The organism is Pseudomonas baltica (assembly GCF_014235765.1).
GTDB lineage: Bacteria > Pseudomonadota > Gammaproteobacteria > Pseudomonadales > Pseudomonadaceae > Aquipseudomonas > Aquipseudomonas baltica.
Genome location: NZ_JACMYH010000012.1, coordinates 1 through 21,215, shown reverse-complemented (window position 1 = coordinate 21,215; position 21,215 = coordinate 1). Strand labels below are relative to the sequence as shown.

25 protein-coding genes, 4 pseudogenes and 1 riboswitch are annotated in these 21,215 nt (G+C 53.3%); of the genes and pseudogenes, 3 read left to right on the top strand and 26 right to left on the bottom strand.

What is annotated here, in order from left to right; translation table 11 throughout:
• The 4 genes and pseudogenes from H7993_RS20545 to tnpB all read right to left on the bottom strand — a co-directional run.
• The coding region (locus H7993_RS20545) for a replication initiation protein (RefSeq protein WP_185795483.1) at nucleotides 1–1,059 on the bottom strand (1,059 nt) is incomplete at its 3' end.
• 197 nt (nucleotides 1,060–1,256) lie between these two features.
• Nucleotides 1,257–1,457 carry a helix-turn-helix transcriptional regulator gene (locus H7993_RS20540; protein WP_080544384.1) on the bottom strand — a complete coding sequence of 67 codons (201 nt, stop codon included), beginning with the start codon at nucleotides 1,455–1,457 and terminating at the stop codon, nucleotides 1,257–1,259.
• Nucleotides 1,458–2,442: 985 nt separating this feature from the next.
• Nucleotides 2,443–2,900, bottom strand: a pseudogene (locus H7993_RS20805) (LysR family transcriptional regulator substrate-binding protein).
• 201 nt (nucleotides 2,901–3,101) lie between these two features.
• Complete coding sequence (gene tnpB, locus H7993_RS21040; RefSeq protein WP_416221022.1) at nucleotides 3,102–3,290, bottom strand: IS66 family insertion sequence element accessory protein TnpB; 189 nt, start codon at nucleotides 3,288–3,290, stop codon at nucleotides 3,102–3,104.
• On the opposite strand from tnpB, the gene H7993_RS20800 reads away from it, so the two are divergent.
• Nucleotides 3,219–3,554, top strand: a complete 336-nt coding sequence (locus H7993_RS20800; RefSeq protein WP_244647105.1) for a hypothetical protein — start codon at nucleotides 3,219–3,221, stop codon at nucleotides 3,552–3,554. The genes tnpB and H7993_RS20800 overlap by 72 nt on opposite strands.
• Before the next feature lie 95 nt (nucleotides 3,555–3,649).
• Here the strand turns inward: H7993_RS20800 and H7993_RS21055 are convergent.
• The 5 genes and pseudogenes from H7993_RS21055 to H7993_RS20510 form a co-directional block, all read right to left on the bottom strand.
• Nucleotides 3,650–3,754, bottom strand: a pseudogene (locus tag H7993_RS21055) (transposase); the annotation flags it as partial.
• Nucleotides 3,755–4,150: 396 nt separating this feature from the next.
• Entirely contained in the window at nucleotides 4,151–4,288 is a 138-nt protein-coding gene (locus H7993_RS21035; protein ID WP_406644087.1) for a DUF4113 domain-containing protein, read from the bottom strand.
• 115 nt (nucleotides 4,289–4,403) lie between these two features.
• Nucleotides 4,404–4,784 (bottom strand): COG4315 family predicted lipoprotein, encoded by a 381-nt coding sequence (locus H7993_RS20520; protein ID WP_185795482.1) that lies wholly within the window; start codon nucleotides 4,782–4,784, stop codon nucleotides 4,404–4,406.
• Nucleotides 4,785–5,111: 327 nt separating this feature from the next.
• Nucleotides 5,112–6,104 carry a beta-propeller fold lactonase family protein gene (locus H7993_RS20515; RefSeq protein WP_042928567.1) on the bottom strand — a complete coding sequence of 331 codons (993 nt, stop codon included), beginning with the start codon at nucleotides 6,102–6,104 and terminating at the stop codon, nucleotides 5,112–5,114.
• 157 nt (nucleotides 6,105–6,261) lie between these two features.
• On the bottom strand, nucleotides 6,262–7,158 hold the full coding sequence (locus tag H7993_RS20510; protein ID WP_185795481.1) for a LysR family transcriptional regulator: 897 nt from the start codon (nucleotides 7,156–7,158) through the stop codon (nucleotides 6,262–6,264).
• Between the two features lie 117 nt (nucleotides 7,159–7,275).
• Here H7993_RS20510 and H7993_RS20505 point away from each other — a divergent pair, with 117 nt between their 5' ends.
• A complete protein-coding gene (locus H7993_RS20505; protein ID WP_029571626.1) occupies nucleotides 7,276–8,445 on the top strand; it encodes a TDT family transporter in 1,170 nt (389 codons plus the stop codon).
• A gap of 8 nt (nucleotides 8,446–8,453) precedes the next feature.
• On the opposite strand, the gene H7993_RS20500 is transcribed toward H7993_RS20505, so the two are convergent.
• The 15 genes and pseudogenes from H7993_RS20500 to H7993_RS20440 form a co-directional block, all read right to left on the bottom strand.
• A complete protein-coding gene (locus tag H7993_RS20500) occupies nucleotides 8,454–9,056 on the bottom strand; it encodes a uracil-DNA glycosylase (RefSeq protein ID WP_003317532.1) in 603 nt (200 codons plus the stop codon).
• Nucleotides 9,056–9,601, bottom strand: a complete 546-nt coding sequence (gene ppa, locus H7993_RS20495; protein WP_003317533.1) for an inorganic diphosphatase — start codon at nucleotides 9,599–9,601, stop codon at nucleotides 9,056–9,058. Before ppa ends, H7993_RS20500 begins: the two co-directional genes overlap by 1 nt.
• A 114-nt stretch (nucleotides 9,602–9,715) precedes the next feature.
• Nucleotides 9,716–10,999: a phosphopyruvate hydratase gene (gene eno / locus H7993_RS20490; RefSeq protein ID WP_057409478.1), complete on the bottom strand. Its 1,284-nt coding sequence runs from the start codon at nucleotides 10,997–10,999 to the stop codon at nucleotides 9,716–9,718.
• 73 nt (nucleotides 11,000–11,072) lie between these two features.
• On the bottom strand, nucleotides 11,073–11,414 hold the full coding sequence (locus tag H7993_RS20485) for a hypothetical protein (protein WP_003317535.1): 342 nt from the start codon (nucleotides 11,412–11,414) through the stop codon (nucleotides 11,073–11,075).
• Nucleotides 11,415–11,508: 94 nt separating this feature from the next.
• Nucleotides 11,509–11,775, bottom strand: a complete 267-nt coding sequence (locus H7993_RS20795) for a hypothetical protein (protein WP_057409479.1) — start codon at nucleotides 11,773–11,775, stop codon at nucleotides 11,509–11,511.
• Between the two features lie 42 nt (nucleotides 11,776–11,817).
• A complete protein-coding gene (locus tag H7993_RS20480) occupies nucleotides 11,818–12,141 on the bottom strand; it encodes a DUF190 domain-containing protein (RefSeq protein ID WP_003425060.1) in 324 nt (107 codons plus the stop codon).
• Nucleotides 12,142–12,221: 80 nt separating this feature from the next.
• Nucleotides 12,222–12,587 carry a hypothetical protein gene (locus H7993_RS20475; RefSeq protein ID WP_057409480.1) on the bottom strand — a complete coding sequence of 122 codons (366 nt, stop codon included), beginning with the start codon at nucleotides 12,585–12,587 and terminating at the stop codon, nucleotides 12,222–12,224.
• Nucleotides 12,584–13,930, bottom strand: coding sequence for a voltage-gated chloride channel family protein (locus H7993_RS20470; protein WP_185795480.1), 1,347 nt, complete (start codon nucleotides 13,928–13,930; stop codon nucleotides 12,584–12,586). The genes H7993_RS20475 and H7993_RS20470 overlap by 4 nt, the downstream gene beginning before the upstream one ends.
• A gap of 79 nt (nucleotides 13,931–14,009) precedes the next feature.
• A riboswitch (Fluoride riboswitch) is annotated at nucleotides 14,010–14,082 on the bottom strand.
• Between the two features lie 95 nt (nucleotides 14,083–14,177).
• Entirely contained in the window at nucleotides 14,178–14,501 is a 324-nt protein-coding gene (locus H7993_RS20465) for a DUF190 domain-containing protein (RefSeq protein WP_003425054.1), read from the bottom strand.
• Nucleotides 14,502–14,511: 10 nt separating this feature from the next.
• Nucleotides 14,512–14,649 (bottom strand): annotated as a pseudogene (locus H7993_RS20790) (fluoride efflux transporter CrcB); the annotation flags it as partial.
• Between the two features lie 375 nt (nucleotides 14,650–15,024).
• Nucleotides 15,025–15,576: an arsinothricin resistance N-acetyltransferase ArsN1 family B gene (locus tag H7993_RS20460; protein WP_057409481.1), complete on the bottom strand. Its 552-nt coding sequence runs from the start codon at nucleotides 15,574–15,576 to the stop codon at nucleotides 15,025–15,027.
• 19 nt (nucleotides 15,577–15,595) lie between these two features.
• The gene (gene arsH / locus H7993_RS20455) at nucleotides 15,596–16,330 is read right to left on the bottom strand and encodes an arsenical resistance protein ArsH (protein ID WP_057409482.1); all 735 of its coding nucleotides are present in this window, start codon (nucleotides 16,328–16,330) and stop codon (nucleotides 15,596–15,598) included.
• Complete coding sequence (locus H7993_RS20450) at nucleotides 16,330–16,800, bottom strand: arsenate reductase ArsC (protein ID WP_057409483.1); 471 nt, start codon at nucleotides 16,798–16,800, stop codon at nucleotides 16,330–16,332. Before H7993_RS20450 ends, arsH begins: the two co-directional genes overlap by 1 nt.
• Before the next feature lie 9 nt (nucleotides 16,801–16,809).
• On the bottom strand, nucleotides 16,810–18,099 hold the full coding sequence (locus H7993_RS20445) for an arsenic transporter (RefSeq protein WP_057409484.1): 1,290 nt from the start codon (nucleotides 18,097–18,099) through the stop codon (nucleotides 16,810–16,812).
• Nucleotides 18,100–18,120: 21 nt separating this feature from the next.
• Nucleotides 18,121–18,471: a metalloregulator ArsR/SmtB family transcription factor gene (locus H7993_RS20440; RefSeq protein WP_057409485.1), complete on the bottom strand. Its 351-nt coding sequence runs from the start codon at nucleotides 18,469–18,471 to the stop codon at nucleotides 18,121–18,123.
• A gap of 632 nt (nucleotides 18,472–19,103) precedes the next feature.
• On the opposite strand from H7993_RS20440, the gene H7993_RS20435 reads away from it, so the two are divergent.
• A complete protein-coding gene (locus H7993_RS20435) occupies nucleotides 19,104–19,775 on the top strand; it encodes an HNH endonuclease (protein ID WP_185795479.1) in 672 nt (223 codons plus the stop codon).
• A gap of 202 nt (nucleotides 19,776–19,977) precedes the next feature.
• Here the strand turns inward: H7993_RS20435 and H7993_RS20430 are convergent, their stop codons facing one another.
• Together H7993_RS20430 and H7993_RS20730 are read right to left on the bottom strand one after the other, a co-directional pair.
• Complete coding sequence (locus H7993_RS20430; RefSeq protein WP_206683087.1) at nucleotides 19,978–20,628, bottom strand: hypothetical protein; 651 nt, start codon at nucleotides 20,626–20,628, stop codon at nucleotides 19,978–19,980.
• 279 nt (nucleotides 20,629–20,907) lie between these two features.
• Nucleotides 20,908–21,215, bottom strand: a pseudogene (locus H7993_RS20730) (hypothetical protein); the annotation flags it as partial.

Genomic DNA, 21,215 nt, shown 5'->3' with positions numbered 1-21,215 from the left:
CACCGTTCTCACCGAAACGCCGGCGAGAGTCGCTATCGCAGAACGGACCAGTGCCTTGCCCTGGTCTTGAAGCTGCCTGCAAGCAGCGCGTATTTTGGATTCTGTGGCTTTGTGCCGCAGCTCATTAGTGCGCTGCGCAGCCAGGCTCTGCCGTTCTGTAAGCGACAAGCTGCCATCGAGCTGCATTGCGCCTCGATGGCAACGACGATCGCCGGTGTACCGATCCCACGTCCAGCGACCTACGGATTTGACCGTGGAGCGTATCGACGACAGCGGCAGGTTTTCCGAAAAACCCTGTTTGAGAAAGCTGTTGTGGTTGTACGCATACGCATCGAGCGAGCGCATGAACGACTCGAACGACCCCAGCTCACGCTCGCGATTGACGATGCTGTACGCAAAATAGCGCAGTTGCTCGAACAGGATGCAGTGCCGCGAATGGCTGACCTGATCAAGCTTCGGACCTGTGGCCCAGGGTTTGACTGTCAGCTCCACCGCGTTCGCCAGTTCGCCCAGTTCATACACGTGGGTGTGAAATTCGGTCGTCTCCCACCAGGGGTGACCGGGTGTTTTGGCCACCGGGCCACCGTGGTAGTCCATGTCCGCGTCGAGGCGAGCGGCAAACGCGGTATAGATCGCTTTCATGTACTGAATCGGCTTGACCCGTGCGTTCTCTGTGGTGCACACGGACGGCACGGCATAGAACAACTGGGAATGGCCGCTTTTGCGGTTACGCACCATCAGGTTCGGCGCGGGCAACCCGGCATCGTCCCAGGCCAAGGCGTTGGCATGGTCCAGGTCGAACACCAGCCAGGACACCATGCCGAGGCGATTGACCTGCATATAGGGATAACGCAGCGCGTATTCACGGGGACGGACGCGGGTCGCGGTTTTGTCGTCACTGCACCGCGCCATGTACGGCGCTTCCAGCAATAATCGGTTGAGCGCAGTGCCGTCTTCGAAAAAACGCGCCGGAGGCATGTGGGTGCTGGTGGCCAGCGGATCGACCTTGGCCGAGGGTGAGGTCGCGTGGGCAAGACTGATCGCGTTGTCGTGGCTCATGCCTCACCGCCTTGGCCAGCAGGTTGGCCAACGGCGTGAAAGGGTATGACACAAGGGGGCAACTGGGGGGGCACGGTGCTGTCATAGAGGACGCACAGCCGCTGAAGAATCTTTTCCATAAGTCCACCGTTCAGCGGTGAACTGAAGACTTCACTTTTGATGGCTTGAAGATTTCCTGCCTTGTCCGTCGGCCCATCTCAGCTTCTCCCTTGTGTGGTTTTGCGGGCTGCTGCACGGGCCTCCAGCCAATGATCAATTTCGTGCTCGAGAAAACCGATTACACGTCCGCCTCCGATGCTGATGGGTTGCGGAAAGTCATCTTGTTTGCACAGTCTCCACAAAGACGTTCGGCTGATAGCAATTTTTGAGCAGGTATCTTGGATACGAAGAACTCTCATGGCACGCCTCGAAACGTTATGGAATCGAGGGCATGTTCATTTTATCTGCCGCGTGGAGCACGGACATCAATTGTTCCTTTTCCGATGACTTTTTGTCCGTGCACTGAGAATTTGGCGAACCCTCACCTGATCTATGGCATGCCTACGGTTCGCTATCTCAGGGCTGGCGCGATGGCCACTGCGTTGATAGAGAGAGCCCCGCTTTGGCGGGCGTTTGTATTGGAAAATCGGTGTTTCGCCTTTGCCAGTCCGAGAACTAAGCTGGCCTCGCTAAGCTCGCTCACACTTCCCTTTGGTAAGCGGAATCCTTATGCAGTCAGATCGGACCCGGCTACTCGAGCTCGCACTCTATGAGATCAGGGGGCTGCTTGCTGATTATCTGGGCAGCGATGTGCATGCGCCAATGAGCGTACGTGTTGCCGTCCATGTGGGCTATGCAGTTCACAATGAGGCGGAGGCGGCATTCAACAATGTGGATTTCAGACTGATCCTGCGAGCGCTGAAAAGCGCCGTAATCGATCAGGTTCTGGGTGGTACTGATGGGGCAGCTTTGTTGAGGCGATTTCTGCCTGTTGCGAAGGACCGCTTTCGGCCAGAAGCGGTCACTTGTCAGCACCTAGAACTGCCTCAGCTAACTGGTCATCGAAGTATTCCGTGTCTTCGCGGGGCTCTGAATCCAATCGCCGCTTGGCCTCGGCCAACATTTGAGGAAGTGCGATTCGCTGGTTCAGAAAAGTAGCGACCATGATATCTGACAGTTCTTTAAAAGGAGTGTCCCAGGCATCTCGACAATGCTGTAGTAACGTTGTCGGAGCCTCTCCTTTCCAAGGGCCAATGATGTTGGCTACTGTCGTCGGTTGGACCATTGGCATCAATTCGTACTGGTTTGGAAAAAGGGATTCTACCCACAGATCGCACGCAGTGCGAACGGCCGCTTTGGGTCGAAAGCAGCCGGTCGTGGCTGATGGCTTTCGACCCGAAGCGGTCACTCCGCCCGCTGGCCCCTGGCCGACTCCTTCTTAAAAATGTCCGTCGTCTGGACAAAATCGACGAAACGCTTGTTAGCGAAGGAAAGGTATTCGCCCGCGCGCCAGCGCAAACTGAAACTCATGGTTTGTGGGGGGGTGAAAGGCACGCCCAGAATGCCCGGCTCGCGCTTCTGAGCAGAGCGCAATAAGGTGGAAATCCCCATACCATCGGCAGCGGCCTTAATGACGAGTGACACGAAGTTGCTTTGCAGTGCAATCCGGTAATTTGCGCTCCCCGCATCGCAGAAAGCGTCGAGTAATGGCGTTGCAGGAATGTTTGGTCAAACACCACCATGGGCTCATCCTGCAAGTGCCGGGCTTCCAGAAAGGGTTTCTGGGCTAACGGGTTGTGTTCGTTCATGCATAGCACCATCTCGTCTGTTCCCAGTACTACTGAGTCCCAACTCGATTGCACTCGCCGCGACTCCAACAACGCGACGTCGATGTTGCGGTCTTCAAGGCGCTGCCCATCGTGTCGACCCGCGACAGCAACTGCGCTGCCAAAGCACGCAGTTGCTCGGGGGAAATTTGGTCGAGATTGGGAGAAGAAGTCATGCGCCGGATTTTGCCAGAGCAGGCGCTTCGCGGCGATAGACCGATAGACTAATGGCAGCCGTTAAAGCAGTGTGATCGAGCCTCCAGAACCCGCGCGTAGCCATGGCAGACCCGGCACCAATGCCTGAAGTTGCTCGGTATCCAGTTCCATCTCAGAACCATGGCGAATGCCAGGCCGATGGAACTTGCCTTGGTTCAACCGGCGCGCCGCCAGCCATATTCTAAAGCCGTCATGCACCAGCACTTTCATGCGATTGGCGCGGCAATTGGCGAACAGATAAGCACAGTGCGGCTGCGCCGCACCGAACACCGCTATCACGCTGACCAATGCCGTCTAGGTGCCGGCGCGCATGTCCATCGGCTCGATGGCAAGCCAGATGGCGTCGATGCGAATCATCGCAAAAGGTCTCGAAGAAAGGTCGCGCAGGCAGCAGCATTTTCAGCGGGCCAGTTCACTTTGACGGTGCCTCGCGGGTGCTGTATTTCAACGCAACTGTTCGATGAGGACGGGTGAGATTTTGCCCCAGCCAGCCACACGGGTAATGGAATAAATGCAGGTCGCAGCGCTGTGCTTTTCTGCGATTGCAGCCGAATCCATTTGTGGACGAGGTTATGGCTGAGTGCGATGCTGGCAATCGAAGCACCAGGCTGGGCACACTCTTGAATGACTTGGGCTCTGAAGGAATTGGAGTAGGAACGGCGTGTTGGTTGCACGAAATACCCGCTTAAAAGGCTATAACTGGTGTCCACTTAATTTAAGTGAACACCATGTCTTGGCTTTTCGGAGCTGGGTAGATGACTTGGCCGGACGCATACACCGTATCGTTCACAAGTCCCACATCATCGAACTGAAAGGCGAATCAATGCGAAGAATCAAAATTCGCAAACGGTCGTAAGAGCATCTGACGCTTATCCAGGTGGGGAATACGAATGCAATTGGTCAAGTTGAATGCAAGCAGGTGGTCAAATACAACTAAATCAGATTTTTTAAGTAATTTTTCCTTAACGGAATTAAGTTTTTTGCTATGCTCCTTGGATCATCCTACCTAATCAGATCTGTGGGTTGAAACCGTAATAAATCCCAGTCCCGCTGCTAGCCCCTATTGGAGTTCAACAGTCCAGAGGTGATCCAGGTGGGTTGTGTAGATGCGGCTTAGTTTCTGGAGGCTTCATACCCCAGGCTGGCGTTACGGGAATACGTCCAAGGTGTACCGTACCTCGGCCCCATTTTTCGTTGAAATGATCCATCAAAGATTTATGAGGCGCGGCGGCTGTATGTTGGCGAAATTATCAGGTGTGTATTCTTCTGGCTTACGCCACTGACAAAGCCAGTGGGGTAAGCCAGCCTATTAATTATTTGACGTTACGGCTTGGCAACGTGCCAGACTTGGTTGACGCCGTCACCGGTTGTATCCCCTGGCTTGGTATCTTTGACCCAGCTGTAAAGTGGCATGCCTTTGTATGCCCATTGTTTTGTGCCATCGTCTCGAGTGACGACAGAGTAATCATGACCCGCTTTCGCGTCTGCGGATACCGGTAAAGGTGGCCAGTTTGAAGCGCATGGCCCATTGCAGACCGACTTGCCCGAGGTGTCCTTCCCGAAGGTATAAAGAGTCATTCCTTTCGCGTCTACGAGTACTTTTCCCTTGTCCGTTTCAGCAAGCTTGACTGGCGCATCGGCGAGCGCCAAACCCGACATGCAGCTGGCGGCAATAGCGACGGTGAGAATCATCTTTTTGAACATCTGTATTTCCTTTGGTCATTTTTAATTTTTAGAAGACCCACCTGCTTTTGAAACGGCAAGCGATCAGACAGTAGACGAGCCACAAACAGGTTAATTCGATTCCGTAGAAAAAACGTCCCGATATCATTTTTTGCTGGAATGCTGGGCTCCCCCCCCCCGGACCCTGTGCCTTCCTCAATTGAGCAAAGCGACGCTCACGGTCAAGCATCACTGGCTCATCTCAATGAGCGACGGCGATCCATCATCCAGGACTCATCATTTTCACTCATTATTATTCACTTGGTCGTGGAGTATCAGCAGGCCCCCATGAAGGCCTGCGCTGTTCAATCAGTCGGCCTTGAGCGTCGACACCACCTTGTTGCTGGCGAGATCGACTGTGGAGATACTCAAGTCCTCATTAAGGACATACGCCTTCGATTTGTCTTTGGTGAAGACAATGGCCTGGCGGGGTGCCTTCAAACCGGTCACAGTGGTGGTCACTTTCAGCGTTTTGGTGTCGATCACTGAAAGGCTGTTGTCACCGAGGTTACCCGAGTAGACGTGCAGCCCGTCTGGAGTGAGGGCTGCGCCGTAGGGGTCTTTGCCAACCATGACGGTGGTTGTGATGGCGCGTTTTTGAGTGTCGACAACTGCGATGCTGTTACTGCCGCTGTTAGCCGCGTACAGCGTATTGCCGTCCGCCGATATGGAGATGGCGCGCAACTTGTTGAAGCCAGTGATCTCACCTTCAATCGTATTGGTTTTGCTGTCGACCAAGGTAATTTTGTCCCCAAGAAAGTTGGTGACATAGACGGTTTTGCCGTCAGGGCTTACTCGGATGCCCTGGCGCGGTTGGGAGAAGCCAGGTACCACAGCTACTGGCCGCTGGTGATCAAGGTCAATGACCGACAGCGTGCTGGCCGCTTCATTGTTGACGTAGAGCAGGCTTCCGTCCTTGCTGAGTGTGGTACCAAAAGCACCTGCGCCCAACGGAATATCTGCAATCACTTTTAAAGTCTTGGTGTCAATCTTGCGCACGACCCCCAAACTGCTGTCGGAGAGGTAGAACACATCGCCAGTTGGCGAAAACACAATATTTCGCGGCGTGACGTAGCCGGTGAGAACCTGGCGAACCTTACCGGTTTTCAAATCATAAACCACTACATCTGGACGCTGACTGTAAGAGACCACCGCCGTCGTTTCATCAGGGCTGACGGCCAGCGAGTTGTTGTGAATATCGCCGTCAAACGTCCAGCGATCTTGCGCGGCCCACGCGCTCATTGATGCGGCCAACGCAACACCCAACGTCAGGGCTGTGACGGTTTTCTTTATCACATTCATCAGAGTTTCCTCATAGGGTAAGCAAGGCATCCAGTCGCGCCTTGGCATATACAACTCGTTCATCGCTGCAGGGCAATGAGTTGACTTTATGCGTCGTTGATAAATTCCGGAAACAAATTGTTTTGGTAGCTCTTACCTGTTTTATAAATAGGTCTAGCTATTCCTGGCTCACGAATTGACTGCAGTTTTCCCAGAATCGCTCAAGTCCAGGCGAGATGTATTTGTCCCGGTGGCGGATCAGAAAAAAACGTCGGGTCAGTGCAGGCAACGCGTGCGGCAGTCCAACCAGAACTTCAGAGGCCAGTAGATCCCGAACGACCCAGCGGGACAGGCAACTGATGCCGATGCCTTGTGCGAGGGTATGCTTGATGGCCTCTGAACTGCCGATCTGGCGCGTTTCGGCGAGATCGTGCAGATGAAGCAGCAGCAATCGTTCGACTTCTTCACGGGTACCAGAACCTGGCTCGCGCAGTAGCCATTCAGCCGTACGAAGATCATCAAGTGTGACCTGCTGCTTTAGTGCCAAGGGGTGCCGTTGGCCTGCGACAATAAGCAATTCATCAATTAGCCAAGGCTCGGCACTGAGTTCGGGCAGGTGGCAAGGCCCCTCGATCAGGCCCATATCAATCTCGAAATCAGCGACTCTTCTTGCGATAGCCATGCTGTTGGCCATGTCGACATCGACCCTCAAATGTGGTGCTGATTGACGTAGCTCACCGAGAATCAATGGCAGAACATAATTGCCTATCGTGGTACTGCATCCTACCCGCAAGCGTGTCTTCAGCCCGGCATGGCCGGGTAAGAAACTGGCCTCTATCTGTTGTGCATTCTCAAGCATCCTTCTGGCTTGAGGCAGTAAGGCATGGCCGTTATCGTTCAGCACTAAACGCTTGCCTACTCGGTCGAACAGCCTGGTATCCAAGGCGCTTTCCAACTCGTTCAGTGCGGCGCTGGTTGCAGATTGGGACAGTGACACCGAAATGGCGGCGCTGGTGGTGCTACCGTGCTGCGCGACGGCGCAGAAAATTTGTAGCTGGCGTAGGCTTAGCTTCAAGTAATCTACCTTCTTAATAGGTAATGTAAACCTATACTATCCGTTTTTACCGCTATGCCCATCAAGCTATACTTCAACCATGTCATATTGAAGGCACACTGAAGCGGGAGCGCGAAAATGAGTGAGACACGACTCGCAGCTATAATGGGCGGCAGCCACCCACTGGCGGCTTTGTCCAATCCACGAGAAGCGATCCGCCAGTTCACACCCAACTGGTTCGCCGCCACGATGGGCACCGGGATTCTGGCGCTGGCTCTGGGCCAACTGCCCTTTGTTGCGCAGTGGCCCAAAGCGTTAGGGGAAGCCTTGTGGTTTTTTAATATCGTGCTGTTTTGCCTGTTTACGCTGATGTACGCGAGCCGTTGGGTATTGTTCTTCGATGAGGCCAAACAGATCTTCGGCCACTCCACTGTATCGATGTTTTTTGGAACTATCCCCATGGGATTGGCGACCATCATCAACGGTTTTCTCCTTTATGGTTTGCCACGCTGGGGGGGTGGGGTAGTCGCTTTAGCCGAAGTGTTGTGGTGGATCGATGTCACCATGGCATTGGCCTGCGGGGTGCTGATCCCGTATATGATGTTTACTCGCCAGCAGCACAGCATTGATCAGATGACAGCGGTATGGCTGCTGCCAGTAGTTGCGGCTGAGGTGGCTGCCGCCAGTGGCGGTCTATTGGCTCCGCACCTCGCTGATGCGAGCGCACAGTTCACCATGCTCATCACCAGCTACGTGCTGTGGGCCTACTCGGTGCCCGTCGCCTTGAGCATACTGGTGATCCTGTTACTGCGCATGGCGCTGCACAAACTACCTCATGAAAGCATGGCAGCATCGAGCTGGCTGTCTTTAGGGCCGATCGGTACCGGGGCTTTGGGGATGTTGCTGCTGGGCAACGATGCTCCAGCAATCTTTGCTGCTCATGGAATGGCAAGCATCGGCGGCGTAGCCGAGGGCATTGGCTTGATCGGTGGTGTGCTGTTCTGGGGGCTGGGATTGTGGTGGATGGTATTGGCGCTGCTAATTACCGGGCGCTACTTCAGGGAGGGCATTCCGTTCAACCTCGGCTGGTGGGGCTTCACCTTTCCGCTGGGAGTGTACGCCGTAACAACCCTCAAATTGGGCTCTATGCTGCACCTCACGTTCTTTAGCTTCTTTGGCGTGGTGCTGGTGTTGATGCTGACTGTCATGTGGATGATCGTCGCGGCTAAAACCCTGGCTGGTGCCTATCGCGGCAACTTGTTCGTCTCGCCGTGTATCCGCTCGCTGAGCAAGGCGAGCAAAACCTGAGCCTTTGGCTACTTGATCGACTGTTTGGCGTGACGCAGTGTGGACAAAATGCGCTGCCTAACATTCGGGTGAGTGCAAACAGAAAGGGGACTTGGGTGTGGCATTTCCAGCAATGAAAAATTAGGGAAGGCGAGCCGAACACGCGGTATGGCTTTCTGGGCAACACGTCCAGCAAACACGATAGTGACGAGATCAGGGAAAAGCGTCAGTAGCGTGATCAGCATCTCGATACCTTCCTCAATTTGCGCTCTGCGGAGCGGACCCTTGGGCTTATCGAGATCTGGTAACCAAGGGTACAAATTCCAAAGGACGGTTTTGTGACGTGCCAGTCCAACCTGCTCAATGAAACCTTTCAGGTTGCGTTGTGCAGGCCCCGGATTGTCTCTTGAGACATACCGTGGAAGACTGACCGTTCGAGCGGGCGATTCCAACAAGATCAATACCCTTGCGAAGACGCCGCCATCCAGTGGATCGAAATACGGTAATGTTCTTTCGCCCGTGGACTGGGCCATTACCCAGCGCGTCAATTCAGCAGTTTTCGGCAGCAGCAGAAAGTCTTCTCTTACCTTCAGAGAAATTTCCTGCTCTGCGCTCTTCTGATTGAGTAACACTACTTGGAAGCCTCCTTCTTCAGGTTATAGGCCGCTACCGATTTACGAATATCTTCCCGCGCTTCGTCTGCGCTCCCCCAGCGGCCCATTTTCACCCACTTACCCGGCTCTAACGCTTTGTAGTTTTCGAAGAAGTGCTGAATCTGTGCGAGGAGTAACGCAGGGAGGTCAGAGCATTCCTTTACATTGCTGTACATAGAGCTGAGTTTTTCATGAGGCACTGCGATTACCTTGGCATCCGCACCAGCTTCGTCCGTCATGTACATCACACCTACTGGGCGACTGCGGATGACAACGCCAGGTGATACCGGGTAAGGGCAAATCACGAGGACGTCCAAAGGATCGCCGTCATCGCTCAAGGTATTTGGAATGAACCCGTAGTTAGCCGGGTAGAACATCGGCGTGCTGAGGAAGCGATCAACGAAGATCTGTCCACTTGGCTTGTCCACCTCGTACTTGATCGGCGAGTGGTTTGCAGGAATCTCGATAACGGTGAAGAAGTCATCGGGGATCGCGTTACCAGCTGGAATATCCGTGTAGCTCATGCTCATATCTCCAAGCGTCTAGGAAAGGCCAATGCCACTGACGTTTTTGCCAACAGCTATACGTGGTTCATTTTTTACGGTAACCAGTCCAACAGGTTTAGCGGCGATAGGCCGTCAGCGCACGAATGCATCATGTCCTGCATAAAACGCACGGCTGCCAAGATGCTCTTCTATTCGCAGAAACTGATTGTATTTCTCGACCCGCTCCCCCCGGCATGGAGCTCCTGTCTTGAGATGGCCAGTCCCCATCGCGACAGTCAGATCAGCGATGGAGCTGTCCACCGTCTCCCCGCTACGATGAGAAACCATCGCCCCCCAATTTGCCCCATAGGCCATTTCGATGGCGGCTTTGGTCTCAGTCAGCGTTCCGATTTGATTAGGTTTGATCAATACGGCATTGGCGACGTTTTCTGTGATGCCTCGCTGAATCCGTTCGACATTGGTGACAAATAGGTCATCTCCAACCAACTCGATCCGGTCACCCAGCGCAGTATTCAATAGCTTCCAGCCCGACCAATCGTCTTCCGCGAGGCCATCTTCCAGTACCGCAATCGGGTACTTGTCGACCCAGGAGGAATAGAGGCTAATCAGCTCTTGGGCATCTACCTTCCGACCTTCCGAACGCAGATGGTAAAGACCGTTTTCATAGAAACCGCTGGATGCTGGATCGATAGCGATCTCGATCTGAGATCCAGGGGCGTAACCGGCCCTTTCAATTGCCTTGATGATCAGCTCAATGGCATCTGAGTTTTTCTTGAGCGTCGGAGCAAAGCCGCCTTCGTCTCCGACCGCAGTTGAGTAGCCGGCGTCCTTAAGCACTACTTTCAGCTCGTGGTACACCTCAGCGCCCCAACGAAAGGCTTCCTTGAAACTGCCAGCCCCTGTAGGTGCAATCATGAATTCCTGAAAGTCAGGGCCTTGCCAGTTGGCGTGAACACCGCCATTGAGAATATTGAACATTGGGACGGGCATTCTTGCTGCTTGCTCGCCGCCCAGATATTGGAACAAGGGCAAGTTCAGCGCAGAAGCCGCCGCTCTGGCAACGGCGAGGCTCACGCCTAAGATCGCGTTTCCTCCAAGCCTGGATTTATCAGAGGTTCCATCCAGCTTAATCATCAGATGATCAATCTGTTCCTGGTCAGCCGCATCCAGGCCTCTCAAAGACTCAAATATTTCGGTATTTACATTGCTAACGGCCTTCAAAACTCCTTTGCCGGAATACCGCTGTATATCTTGGTCACGCAACTCAACTGCTTCGTGAGCGCCTGTAGAGGCACCGGACGGTACTGAAGCCCGGCCCATGGCGCCGCACTCCAAGGTGACGTCGACTTCAACGGTAGGGTTGCCGCGTGAATCGAGAATTTCACGTGCATGAATGGCCTGGATTTGCGTTTTCATAGATTTTCTCCAAGTAACGATTCGGGAACGTCATTAACGATGTGAAACCGTTGAGAGGCCTCTATGTCGGACGTCAGCTCTCCATGAGTATCCTGAACAGCTGCACTGCCGACACCGCGATTGCGGGAACCAAGAAGCCTCCAATAATTAGTTCAGGAATCTCTCCCACCAAGGGCATGAACTGCCCTCTTTTTGCCATCTGGAAAAGCTCCATCATTTGGTTTGAAGCAACCATTACAGAGCAGCAATACGCCGTCTGGGCTTGTAGCCTGACGCGCCTTTGATTTAGCAGATGAAAGGTCAGCAAGGACACTCCAACGCTTACGATGAAAAGCGCGGCGAACTCATAGACGGATCCTGTGAAAAACCTGCCCATCACAAGCCCGAATACGATGCTCAGCGTCACTGCGCTCATGTGGTCTCCCAATTCTCTAAAATGATTTTGATGAGCCGACGTCGGTGAGCTCCATTTCGCGATCTCATCTTTGGATTGCCAACCGCCATCGCGCTCAATGTTGCTGTGCTCTCAGCTCGTAGCCCGGTACGCAGGTCTGGGCTACGTCGGCCTTGCAGGACTTCTCACTGGGCATACGCAGCGTAACCAATGCGCCTTCGAGCGAGGTGACGATGTACCACCCCTCGCTCGAGACCTTTTGACTGCCTGCGATGCCGGCCAGAAAAAGTGACCAGAAAACCAGTCCTACGAGAAGCGGCTTGTTGTCACGAGCCCAGTTAGCAGGGGCTGGCTGTGGACGTAGGTTATAAACTCGGTACATGGCGCTTATCCTTTTTATTGGTTGTCCAACAAGGTGCGTTTTTTAGTTTTTCGCCTGGCCCACTCGACCGTATTCGATGGGCAATTTGATATAGCTCAGTGAAAACGACTCCTTGGCCAATGCCTCCAGCAACCTGTCGCACCCAATTTCATCAGTGGATATAGTCACCGTGACGGGATGGTCGGCACCGCCGAGGAAATGCGCCGTATGCAAATGCCCCAAATGATCTAGCCCCTCTGTACCGCTCACCAACGTCGCACCCAACGCGCCCTCTCGCTTGGCGAACTCGACCAACCACTCTCCCAGTGGAAGGTGCTGGTAGTTGGTACTCTGTTCGGTGAAAAACGTCAGTTGAAAGCCGTTCATAGCTACATCCTCTAATGTCGCGAGTGACCGACGCTTCGGTCGGCCGTACCTCTTCATTTCCGAGCTGTTTTCAAACTGAATTACGACGCGTCAGTGAGCGGTAACTCACATAAGAGAAGAACTGCTCGCACTTTGCGTAACTCGTCAGCGTGGTCGCGCAGGAATGCGCGCAGCTTGTCCTCTGTATCTAGCAATTCCAGACACTGGGGATGACGCATATCGCCAAGCTCCGGGTGATGATGGGAGATGCGATAGCTTGGCAAATAACCTGCAGAAATCGTCTTGAGCATGACCTGCTCAATTTTTGCTTTTTGAGCAACTTTAAGGAGGTGCTGGGCTAGTGCAGGTGCGCTTAGGTGGTGCCAGAAGCTGGTCACGCGAGCCCGGCTAGCGCCAGGAAAATAGAGTTGCAAAGCTGTCAGGCGATCTTGGTGATGTTCAATCATTTCTCTTCCCCCGCAAGAGTCACTTTCCGCTCGCTGGCGGATTCACTTTGAGCATGAAATTGCTTGATATCAGAGAGCCGGATTTCCTCCGGAAGAGGACGGTGATGCTTGCTGTGGCCGACGCGCTGGGCGTGATAGATCCCGGTGTGTCCGGATACGAGGTAACTTGCGATACAGGCAATGGCTGCAAGCGGAGCAATTTCGGGCCCGAAGAGCTCCATGGCCATAACGATGGTTGCCAGTGGCGTATTAGCTGCACCGGCAAAGACGGCGACAAAGCCGATACCAGCCAGCATGCCGAAGGGAAGGTGCAAGAGGGGAGCCAGCGCATTCCCCAAGGTGGCACCGATGTAAAACAGCGGTGTCACTTCACCGCCTTTGAATCCAGTGCCCAAGGAGACAACGGTGAACACCATCTTTCCAAGCCAATCCCAAGGGGCCATTGGTATTTGAAAGGATTGGACGATGCTCGGAATGCCTAGCCCGATGTACTTATCAACGTCAATGTAATGGTTACTACCGAGCGCCCACACTGCGACTGCGATCAGCAGGCCGCCGGCGAAGGGTCTTAATGGTGAATAGGTGATAAGCCGCTTAACGAAGGCTCCGAGCTTGTGGGTCGCAGTCGCGAATAGCAGGCCGGTAAGGCCAAAGACAATCCCAGCTGCCACCACAGCCATGACGCTCCACAGCTGCACCGGAACCACTTCGCCAATGACGTAATGCGTGTGAACCACGCCCCAGGCTTGCCCCACCTGGTCAGCAACGATTGCCGCAACCACGCAAGGGAAAAGCGCGTCGTAACGCATACGTCCAATGGCCAATACTTCAAGTCCGAATAAAGCCCCGGCAAGAGGGGTGCCGAAGACGGACGCAAAGCCAGCACTGATACCGGCCATGAGAATCACCCGACGGTCTTCGCGGCGCAGACGGAAGACATGCGTCAGTTGATCGGCAAGGGCACCGCCCATTTGCACCGCCGTCCCCTCACGTCCCACAGATGCACCAAAAAGGTGGGAAACCACGGTTCCAATCAGCACCATCGGCACCATGCGCAAAGGCACGATCTTCTTAGGATCATGGATCTCATCGATGATCAGGTTGTTTCCGGCATCAACGGGTTTGCCTATCAAGTGATATGCAAGTCCCACAGCAAAGCCAGCCACTGGCAGGAGCCAGATCACCAAAGGATGGGTTTCTCGCCACTGGGTGGCATGATCCAAGGAAAGGAGGAATAACGCAGAAGCAGAGCCTGCCAAAAGAGCTACAAGACCTGCAAGCGCAAGCCATTTCGCTATATAGGGCAGTAAGTCGAGTTGTTCAGGTCGTCGAAATTTAGACATTTGGCCAGCCACAAAAAAGTAGGTGGGCCTGACCAAAAAGGGAATCTGAGCGCGAACGCCTACAGACCTGATTGATCAGGTTTCTGTAGGCATCATCAGCTGCTACGGGCGCAGCGGTTTGTTAATGGAGGAATGCCATCTCCAATGCGCCGATCTTAGCTAGGTCTGTCCAAAATGTAAAATCGTGTTTCGGAGTACGAGGCAAGCGAAGGCGTCTTCGAGTCACCGCTTACGAAAGAGGGCCAAACTAGGTGACCTCTGTTCCGACGAAGCCCAGCTCAACTGGGGTTTTTATGTAAAACAACGAGATATCTTCAAGCTCCAATCGCTTGAATAACTGTTCAGATTCGTCCTCGGTAATGGCCATACGAATTTCGGTAGGCTGATCCGCTAGTTCAAAAAAATGCGAGGAATGCAGCCGGCCGGTATGCCCAAAGCCTTCGATACCTGTGGACAGAGTCGCACCCCGCAGTCCCATTTCTTTCGCCAAATCAACGACCCAGTCGCCGAGCATCTTTCCCTGATAGCGACGATTCTGTTGAGTAAAGAAGGTCACCAGAAAAGCTTTCATGTTCCTCTCCTCAGCGCGTGTTGATTATTTGATAGGACAGAAGCCCGGCAGCCGTCATTACCAGCGAGCCCACGACGTGTAGTGAAACTGAGCCTAGCGCCCAGGGCAGCCTACCTTCCTGAATCAGGGCAATTGTTTCTGCGGAAAACTTTCGATTCCACGCTCTGAAAACCGCAACGCATAGCCAGGCTTAACGCTGCGATGTTTAGTAATTATCTCATGAGTTCGTGATTGGCTACCACGGCTGTTGGTCCTGCAAGCCGGGTCGATTGTCTCGCGAAACTCAGAGGCCCTGAGGATCCGGAGCACATCCTACTCCCATGTGCCAAAGTCCGTCTGATCCTCCAAAGGCTGCATGAGGTTCCAAAGCGGCCGAATACGAAGGGCAGCTTTCGGCCATAAGCAGCCGGTCGATTTCACAGAACTCGCGAGAGCCAAGTGACATGAGAAAAAGCCAATATCTTCTCGACCGTCAAACTAGCCCTGATTGCCACTCGCAGCCCATCAAGTCGACCTGCGCAACCTAAACCTGCGGACTGATATCCATAAACGGCAGAGTGGGTTTCGGCGGACTCGAAACATCAAGCGCAATACGCCAATACCCAACGTCATGCCAAGCGCCTTGCTTGAATCCTACTTCTGGATACGTACCTATGTGAGCGAAGCCAAGTGCTTCGTGCAACCCCACGCTGCCATCGTTAGGCAGCGCTATCCCGGCATAGGCTGCGTGAAAGCCTTGCCTTTTCAATGTCGGTAGCAACACGTCATACAGTGCCCGACCGACCCCGCTACGGTGCGCTTCTGGCGATATATAAACGGTGACGTCGACCGACCAGCGATAGGCCTCACGAGCCCGATGCTGACTGGCATATGCATAGCCGATGATTTGGCCGTCTCGCTCCGCTACCAGATACGGGTAAGTCGGCAAAGTCGACCCAATCCGCTTGGCCATCTCTTCGACGGTAGGGGGCTCAAGCTCAAACGAAATCGCGGTGCGTTCAACCATCGGTGCGTAAATTGCCTGGATGGCTTGAGCGTCCGAAATCTGCGCATTCCTTACTGTGGTGTTGCTCATTCTCTATCCCCTTGGTCGCTCAAATCGATCTTTGATTGACTCGTTTCGAGAGTGCCTCGGCGCTTTCCTTGCGCTCCGAATAGCGGTCTACCAGATACGTTTCCCGGCCCCGAACCATCAGCGTGAACTTCACCAGTTCCTCCATCACGTCCACAACACGGTCGTAGTAGGCAGATGGCTTCATACGCCCTGCGTCGTCGAACTCCAGAAAGGCCTTGGGTACTGACGACTGGTTTGGGATGGTGATCATCCGCATCCAGCGCCCGAGGATCCGCAGCTGGTTTACCGTGTTGAACGACTGTGATCCACCGCAGACCTGCATGACCGCCAGCGTCTTGCCCTGGCTGGGGCGGACAGCGCCCATCGTGAGAGGAATCCAGTCGATCTGGGCTTTGAACACAGCAGACATTGCACCGTGACGCTCTGGCGAACACCACACCTGTCCCTCTGACCACAGAACCAGATCCCGCAGCTCTTTAACCTTTGGATGGTCTTCCGGAGCGTCATCAGGGAGAGGCAGACCCGAGGGATCAAAGATGAAGGCCTCGGCTCCCATTAGAGTCAGGATGCGCGCGGCCTCTTGGGCCAGTAGCCTGCTGAAAGAGCGCTCACGGGTTGAGCCATACAGCAACAAGATGCGTGGCTTGTGCGTCGGTTGCTCGTTGCCTTGCAGGCGATCCAGTGTGGCGACGTCGATTAGCGACTGATCCAGGTTAGGTAGATCTAGACTGCTTTCCAAGGAAAATTCGTCCATTACAGTTCACCTATTCGATCTAGTTCGCGCTTCAATTCCTGCGGTGTGAGCGCCGAATGAACCAGACTGAAGAATGCGTCGAAACGCTTTTTAATCTGGACGACGGTTGCGTCAAATGCGGCCTGGATTTCGCTATCTGTTCCTTCAACATTGGAAGGATCGGCAAGCCCCCAGTGGCTTTTGACAGCAGGCCCGAAATAGACCGGGCAGGGTTCGCCTCCAGCCTTATCACACACGGTGATCACCACATCCGGTGGTGAGTCCGAAAAAACCTCTGAGCCTTTGCTGTAGAGATGTGTGGTATCGATGCCTAGCGCTCGCAGCGTGCTCACGGCGCGGGGATTCAGCTGCCCGCTTGGGAAGCTGCCCGAACTGACGGCAGTAAAACCGCTCGGGGCCAAGTGGTTGAACAACCCCTCCGAGAGAACGCTCCGGCAGCTATTTGCCGTACACATAAATAGTACTTTCATGGGTTTCTCCTAGACAGGGATGCTCAGCCGCAACGCCAGTGCCACCAGCGTTACCAGCAAGATAGGAAGGGTGAGGATGCTGCCGACTTTGAAGTAGTAGCCCCAAGTGATGCGGATATTTTTCTGCGACAGCACATGCAGCCACAACAGCGTGGCCAGACTTCCGATGGGCGTGATCTTGGGGCCAAGATCGCAACCGATGACGTTGGCGTAGATCATGGCCTCACGTACCAGTCCCGTAGCGTCGCTGCCCTGAATGGACAGAGCGCCGATAAGCACACTCGGCATGTTGTTCATGATCGAGGACAACAGCGCAGCGGTGATACCGGTACCCAAGGTAGCGGCCCATAGGCCATGCTCGGCAAAAATGTTCAACAGCGCCGAGAGCGAGTCGGTTAGCCCGGCATTACGCAGGCCATAGACCACCAGATACATGCCCAGCGAAAACACGACAATTTGCCAGGGCGCGTGCTTGATGACCTTTCTCGTGGAGATGATGTGGCCTTTACCTGCGATGACCAGCAGGATCACCGCACACGCAGCAGCGACGGCGCTGATGGGGATGCCTAACGGTTCCAGTGCGAAAAGGCCAACCAGCAGCAGACCAAGCACCCACCAGCCAGCAATGAATGTCGCCCGGTCACGAATCACTGCATCTGGGGCTTCAAGCTGATTAGCGTCGTACTGGGCGGGAATGTCCTTGCGATAGAACATCCAGAGCATGAACAGCGTCGCGGCCACCGCCACCAGGTTTACCGGCCACATCACTGAGGCGTACTCACCAAAACCCACGCCAAAAAAGTCTGCCGAAACGATGTTCACCAGATTGGACACCACCATCGGCAGACTGGCGGTATCAGCGATGAAACCTGCGGCCATCACGAATGCCAGGGTCGATGCCGGACTAAAGCGCAGCGCTGTCAGCATCGCGATGACGATTGGGGTCAGAATCAGTGCGGCTCCATCATTGGCGAACAGTGCCGAAACGGCTGCACCGAGCAGGATCATCAGCGCAAACAGGCGTCCACCGTTGCCCTGACCCCAGCGAGCTACATGCAGCGCCGCCCACTTGAAGAATCCCGCTTCATCGAGCAACAAACTGATGATGATCACAGCAATGAAGGTCGCGGTAGCGTTCCAGACGATGTGCCACACAACCGGCACATCCCCCAGACTTACGACGCCAGTCAGTAGTGCCAGAACGGCACCCGCTGCCGCGCTCCAGCCGACACCTAACCCCTTGGGTTGCCAGATAACAGAGACGAGCGTAACTACGAAAATCGATGCTGCGATGAGCATGGGTATGTTCCAGGTCGGAGGTCAGCAGCAGGAGGCTTGGCGCACGGGTCTGTCTTCCATGGAGGCCAGCCGTCCTTGATGGTCGGTAACCCATGACTGGTGTGCCTGCGTAGTGACATTCAGAACATCAAGTGCCCACTGTTCAAGCTCGGGATGCAGGCGGTAGTAAACCCACTGACCCTGCCTGCGATCCGCTAGTAATCCGCAGGCACGCAGCTGGGCCAGGTGCCTCGAAACCTTCGACTGGTTATCGTCCAGTGCCCAGATCAACTCGCACACGCACAGCTCACCCTCAGCCGAAAGCATGAGCATGATCCGAGCGCGGGTTTCATCACCCAAGCACTTGAAGAATGTGTGTGGTGCAAGGCTCATAAGCAATTGCTCTGCATATGTGGATAATCGAATTTACAGATGTAACCACATTCAGCCTGCTTGCACAAATGCCCAGCGATGGGAATTGATGGATATGTGCGCCACCAGTAGGCTAGCGAGGTCAACCTTGATCGTCGGGTGTGTGTACAGCGGCCTGTCTTAAACAGGTATGGCTTCCGATGTTTCGTAGCAACATTTCGAGATCGCTATCGCTCAGCTATGAGCTACGGCTAGCTCATGTGTGAACCACCCGTTACTCACCTTGGGCCCGGTAAAAGAGCGAAAGACGTTATGGGTACCGATAGTCAGAGAGGTCTGCTGCGCAATTGCATCCCCCGGAAGCCGAGCGGTGAAGGAAACTGTATTCGCGCGGCTACGTGAAATCCGTGTCCGAACACCTGTGCAGCCATTTAAGATTTCAAGCTCGTGCGCTTACTTATCTGCCCTGAAAACCGCAGCCGATGTTGTCAACAGAATCGGCAAAAAGGAGTCAGGCAGATACGCCTGCCAGATCAGGAACAATTATCTTTGCATGCCGTCGCGATGGCGCTACGCTAAAGGCACCTTACGCCGTTTTCCGGAACTGATAAGACGGACCGAGAGAAACCACAAGTTTCCTATGGAAGGTTTACATGAATGGCTATGCCTTTGATCTTAAATTAGTCTGTGGCGGCTATGGTTATTTTTCAACTTTAACATCAGGTAGCGCGCCCGACTCAAACGGCCTTGAGGCTCGAAAGCCTTCGTTGGTGAACAGCGAGGTGTTTCCTAGCGCCCTCAAGGAGTTAGGAGTAAGTTATATTGTCGTTAATAGCGAAGAAAGCTATTACGACTGGACTTGTATTCAGGGATGGGCAATTGCAGATGAAAAGTATGTGAGGCAATACATGGCTCACTGGATAAAAAAACGAAAGTGCCTTATCTCTCCTTACGGGTCTTTTACCGATATCGAGCTGGCATCGGCATCTATTCGTAAAAGAAGTTTTCGAGGAAAGTTTAAACAAAGAATATTAGATAGAGATGGAAATCACTGTGTTAATTGCGCCGAATCTGACGGGCTAACTTTGCAGCATGTAAGACCATATTCGCAAGGCGGGGAAACTAGCTTTAGAAATTTGGTAACACTATGTGAGCGTTGCAATCATAATATGGGGGCCGAAGTCTATAGGGAGCTATACGATCTCGCAAACTTACGTTACTCGTATGAACCTTCCTTGCTGAGGAACTCTGAGGTTAATGAGAGAGCAATTCTTCGAGCAGCTCAGTTTTCTAGAAATATTATGCATACGAGGTGTGAGCTTTAGTAGATGTTTTTTAAAAAAGACATATTTTAGAGATCAGCGCAAATCCTGACGCTGGTATACACAGAGCATTTCCCTCAATTCGGCCGTTCACCCTCTGCCGCGCTGCCGCTCAGGACAGGCAAGAGTCTTAAGGGACGGGCTTAGCTCCTTCCTGTGAGCGAAGTGAACGACTTTAACTAATTGTATGTTTCCAAGCCATCCCCTAAATTATGCCAGCTTCCTTTTGAACGCTTTTAATGTGGTTATTTAAGGATCTATTAAAAATTGGAATTGTGTCGCTTACAAAGCTCCAGTCAAACGTCAACAAGGCGTTGGTCCACCCCACGCTATAAATAACCCCGTCTTCATTGGGTTTCTTATTTCCGTGCGTCATCACAAAGCTTTCTTGGTCAAAGTGAGCGCCTTGCTTGTTTCGGTATGCTTTGGCATCTTCTATAAATTTATTGAACTTTTCTCTAACGTCACCGGAAAATGCCTGTAAAATTATCTCATCGAGAGTCGGCTCCCAAAATAGCCTCTTATTTGCGGCAATAACTCCTGCTTTCCCGTAACCGTCGTTGAAAATAGTGCATAGTTTAATGATTATTTCTTCGGTTATTAGCTCGTCAATAAGCTGTATATCATGAATGTCAGGGAATAAGGTGCCATGTTTCTCTTCAAAACCATTTAATGCCTCCCCATCAAGTCGTAGGCCAGTTTTCAATCTCCTGCGCTCATCATCATATAACTCGGTTATATGCATCGGTCGTCCAGTGTTGCAGAAGCGATCCACGCGCTGCCTAAGTGCCAGAAGATCGACGATTCTATTGAGAGCTATTTGCCACAAATATAGCCTGCCAAGGATTTCTTTCACTGTTAGCACCGTCTTAATTTGGTGCATGGCTGGCGAACGGTACCAATGTCATCCATCATCAGTCTTGTCGCCCAGTCATCACCTCAGAACATTTACATCAGATAGCTGAATAACTCTACGGTGTCCAGAGTTCCTTAATCATCGAAGGGCTAATTCTGGCCGATTTCTGCCGGTGCTGACCTGCAGCTGGATCCACTCCTGCCTGTCAAAGCCATCAGGCTTTCTGATCAAATCCTATGCAAACGACAGGTCAATCCGAACGCAAACGAGCGCCTTGATTCAATGGTCTTTTGGTATGAAGTTGGGTAGTGCCGAAAGCAGCTTTAGTGATTCACTCACGCTAGCTTTAAGTGAAATATCATAATGCTCATGCTCTTCATATGCGTCAGCCTCCGTTCCGTACGTGTGCAGCACGACGTGCTCCATCCCCTTACGTAACGATCGAAGAGCAGTATTGGCTAGGGTAAGCGAGCGTATAGATGAGATTCCCGCCACTTCAAAAACCGCCGCTAAGCAGATCACGGCATCCGACGGTTCTGGACGTGGGGCCATTTTGCTCTCTGATCCACCGTTAGCGACCTTTACAT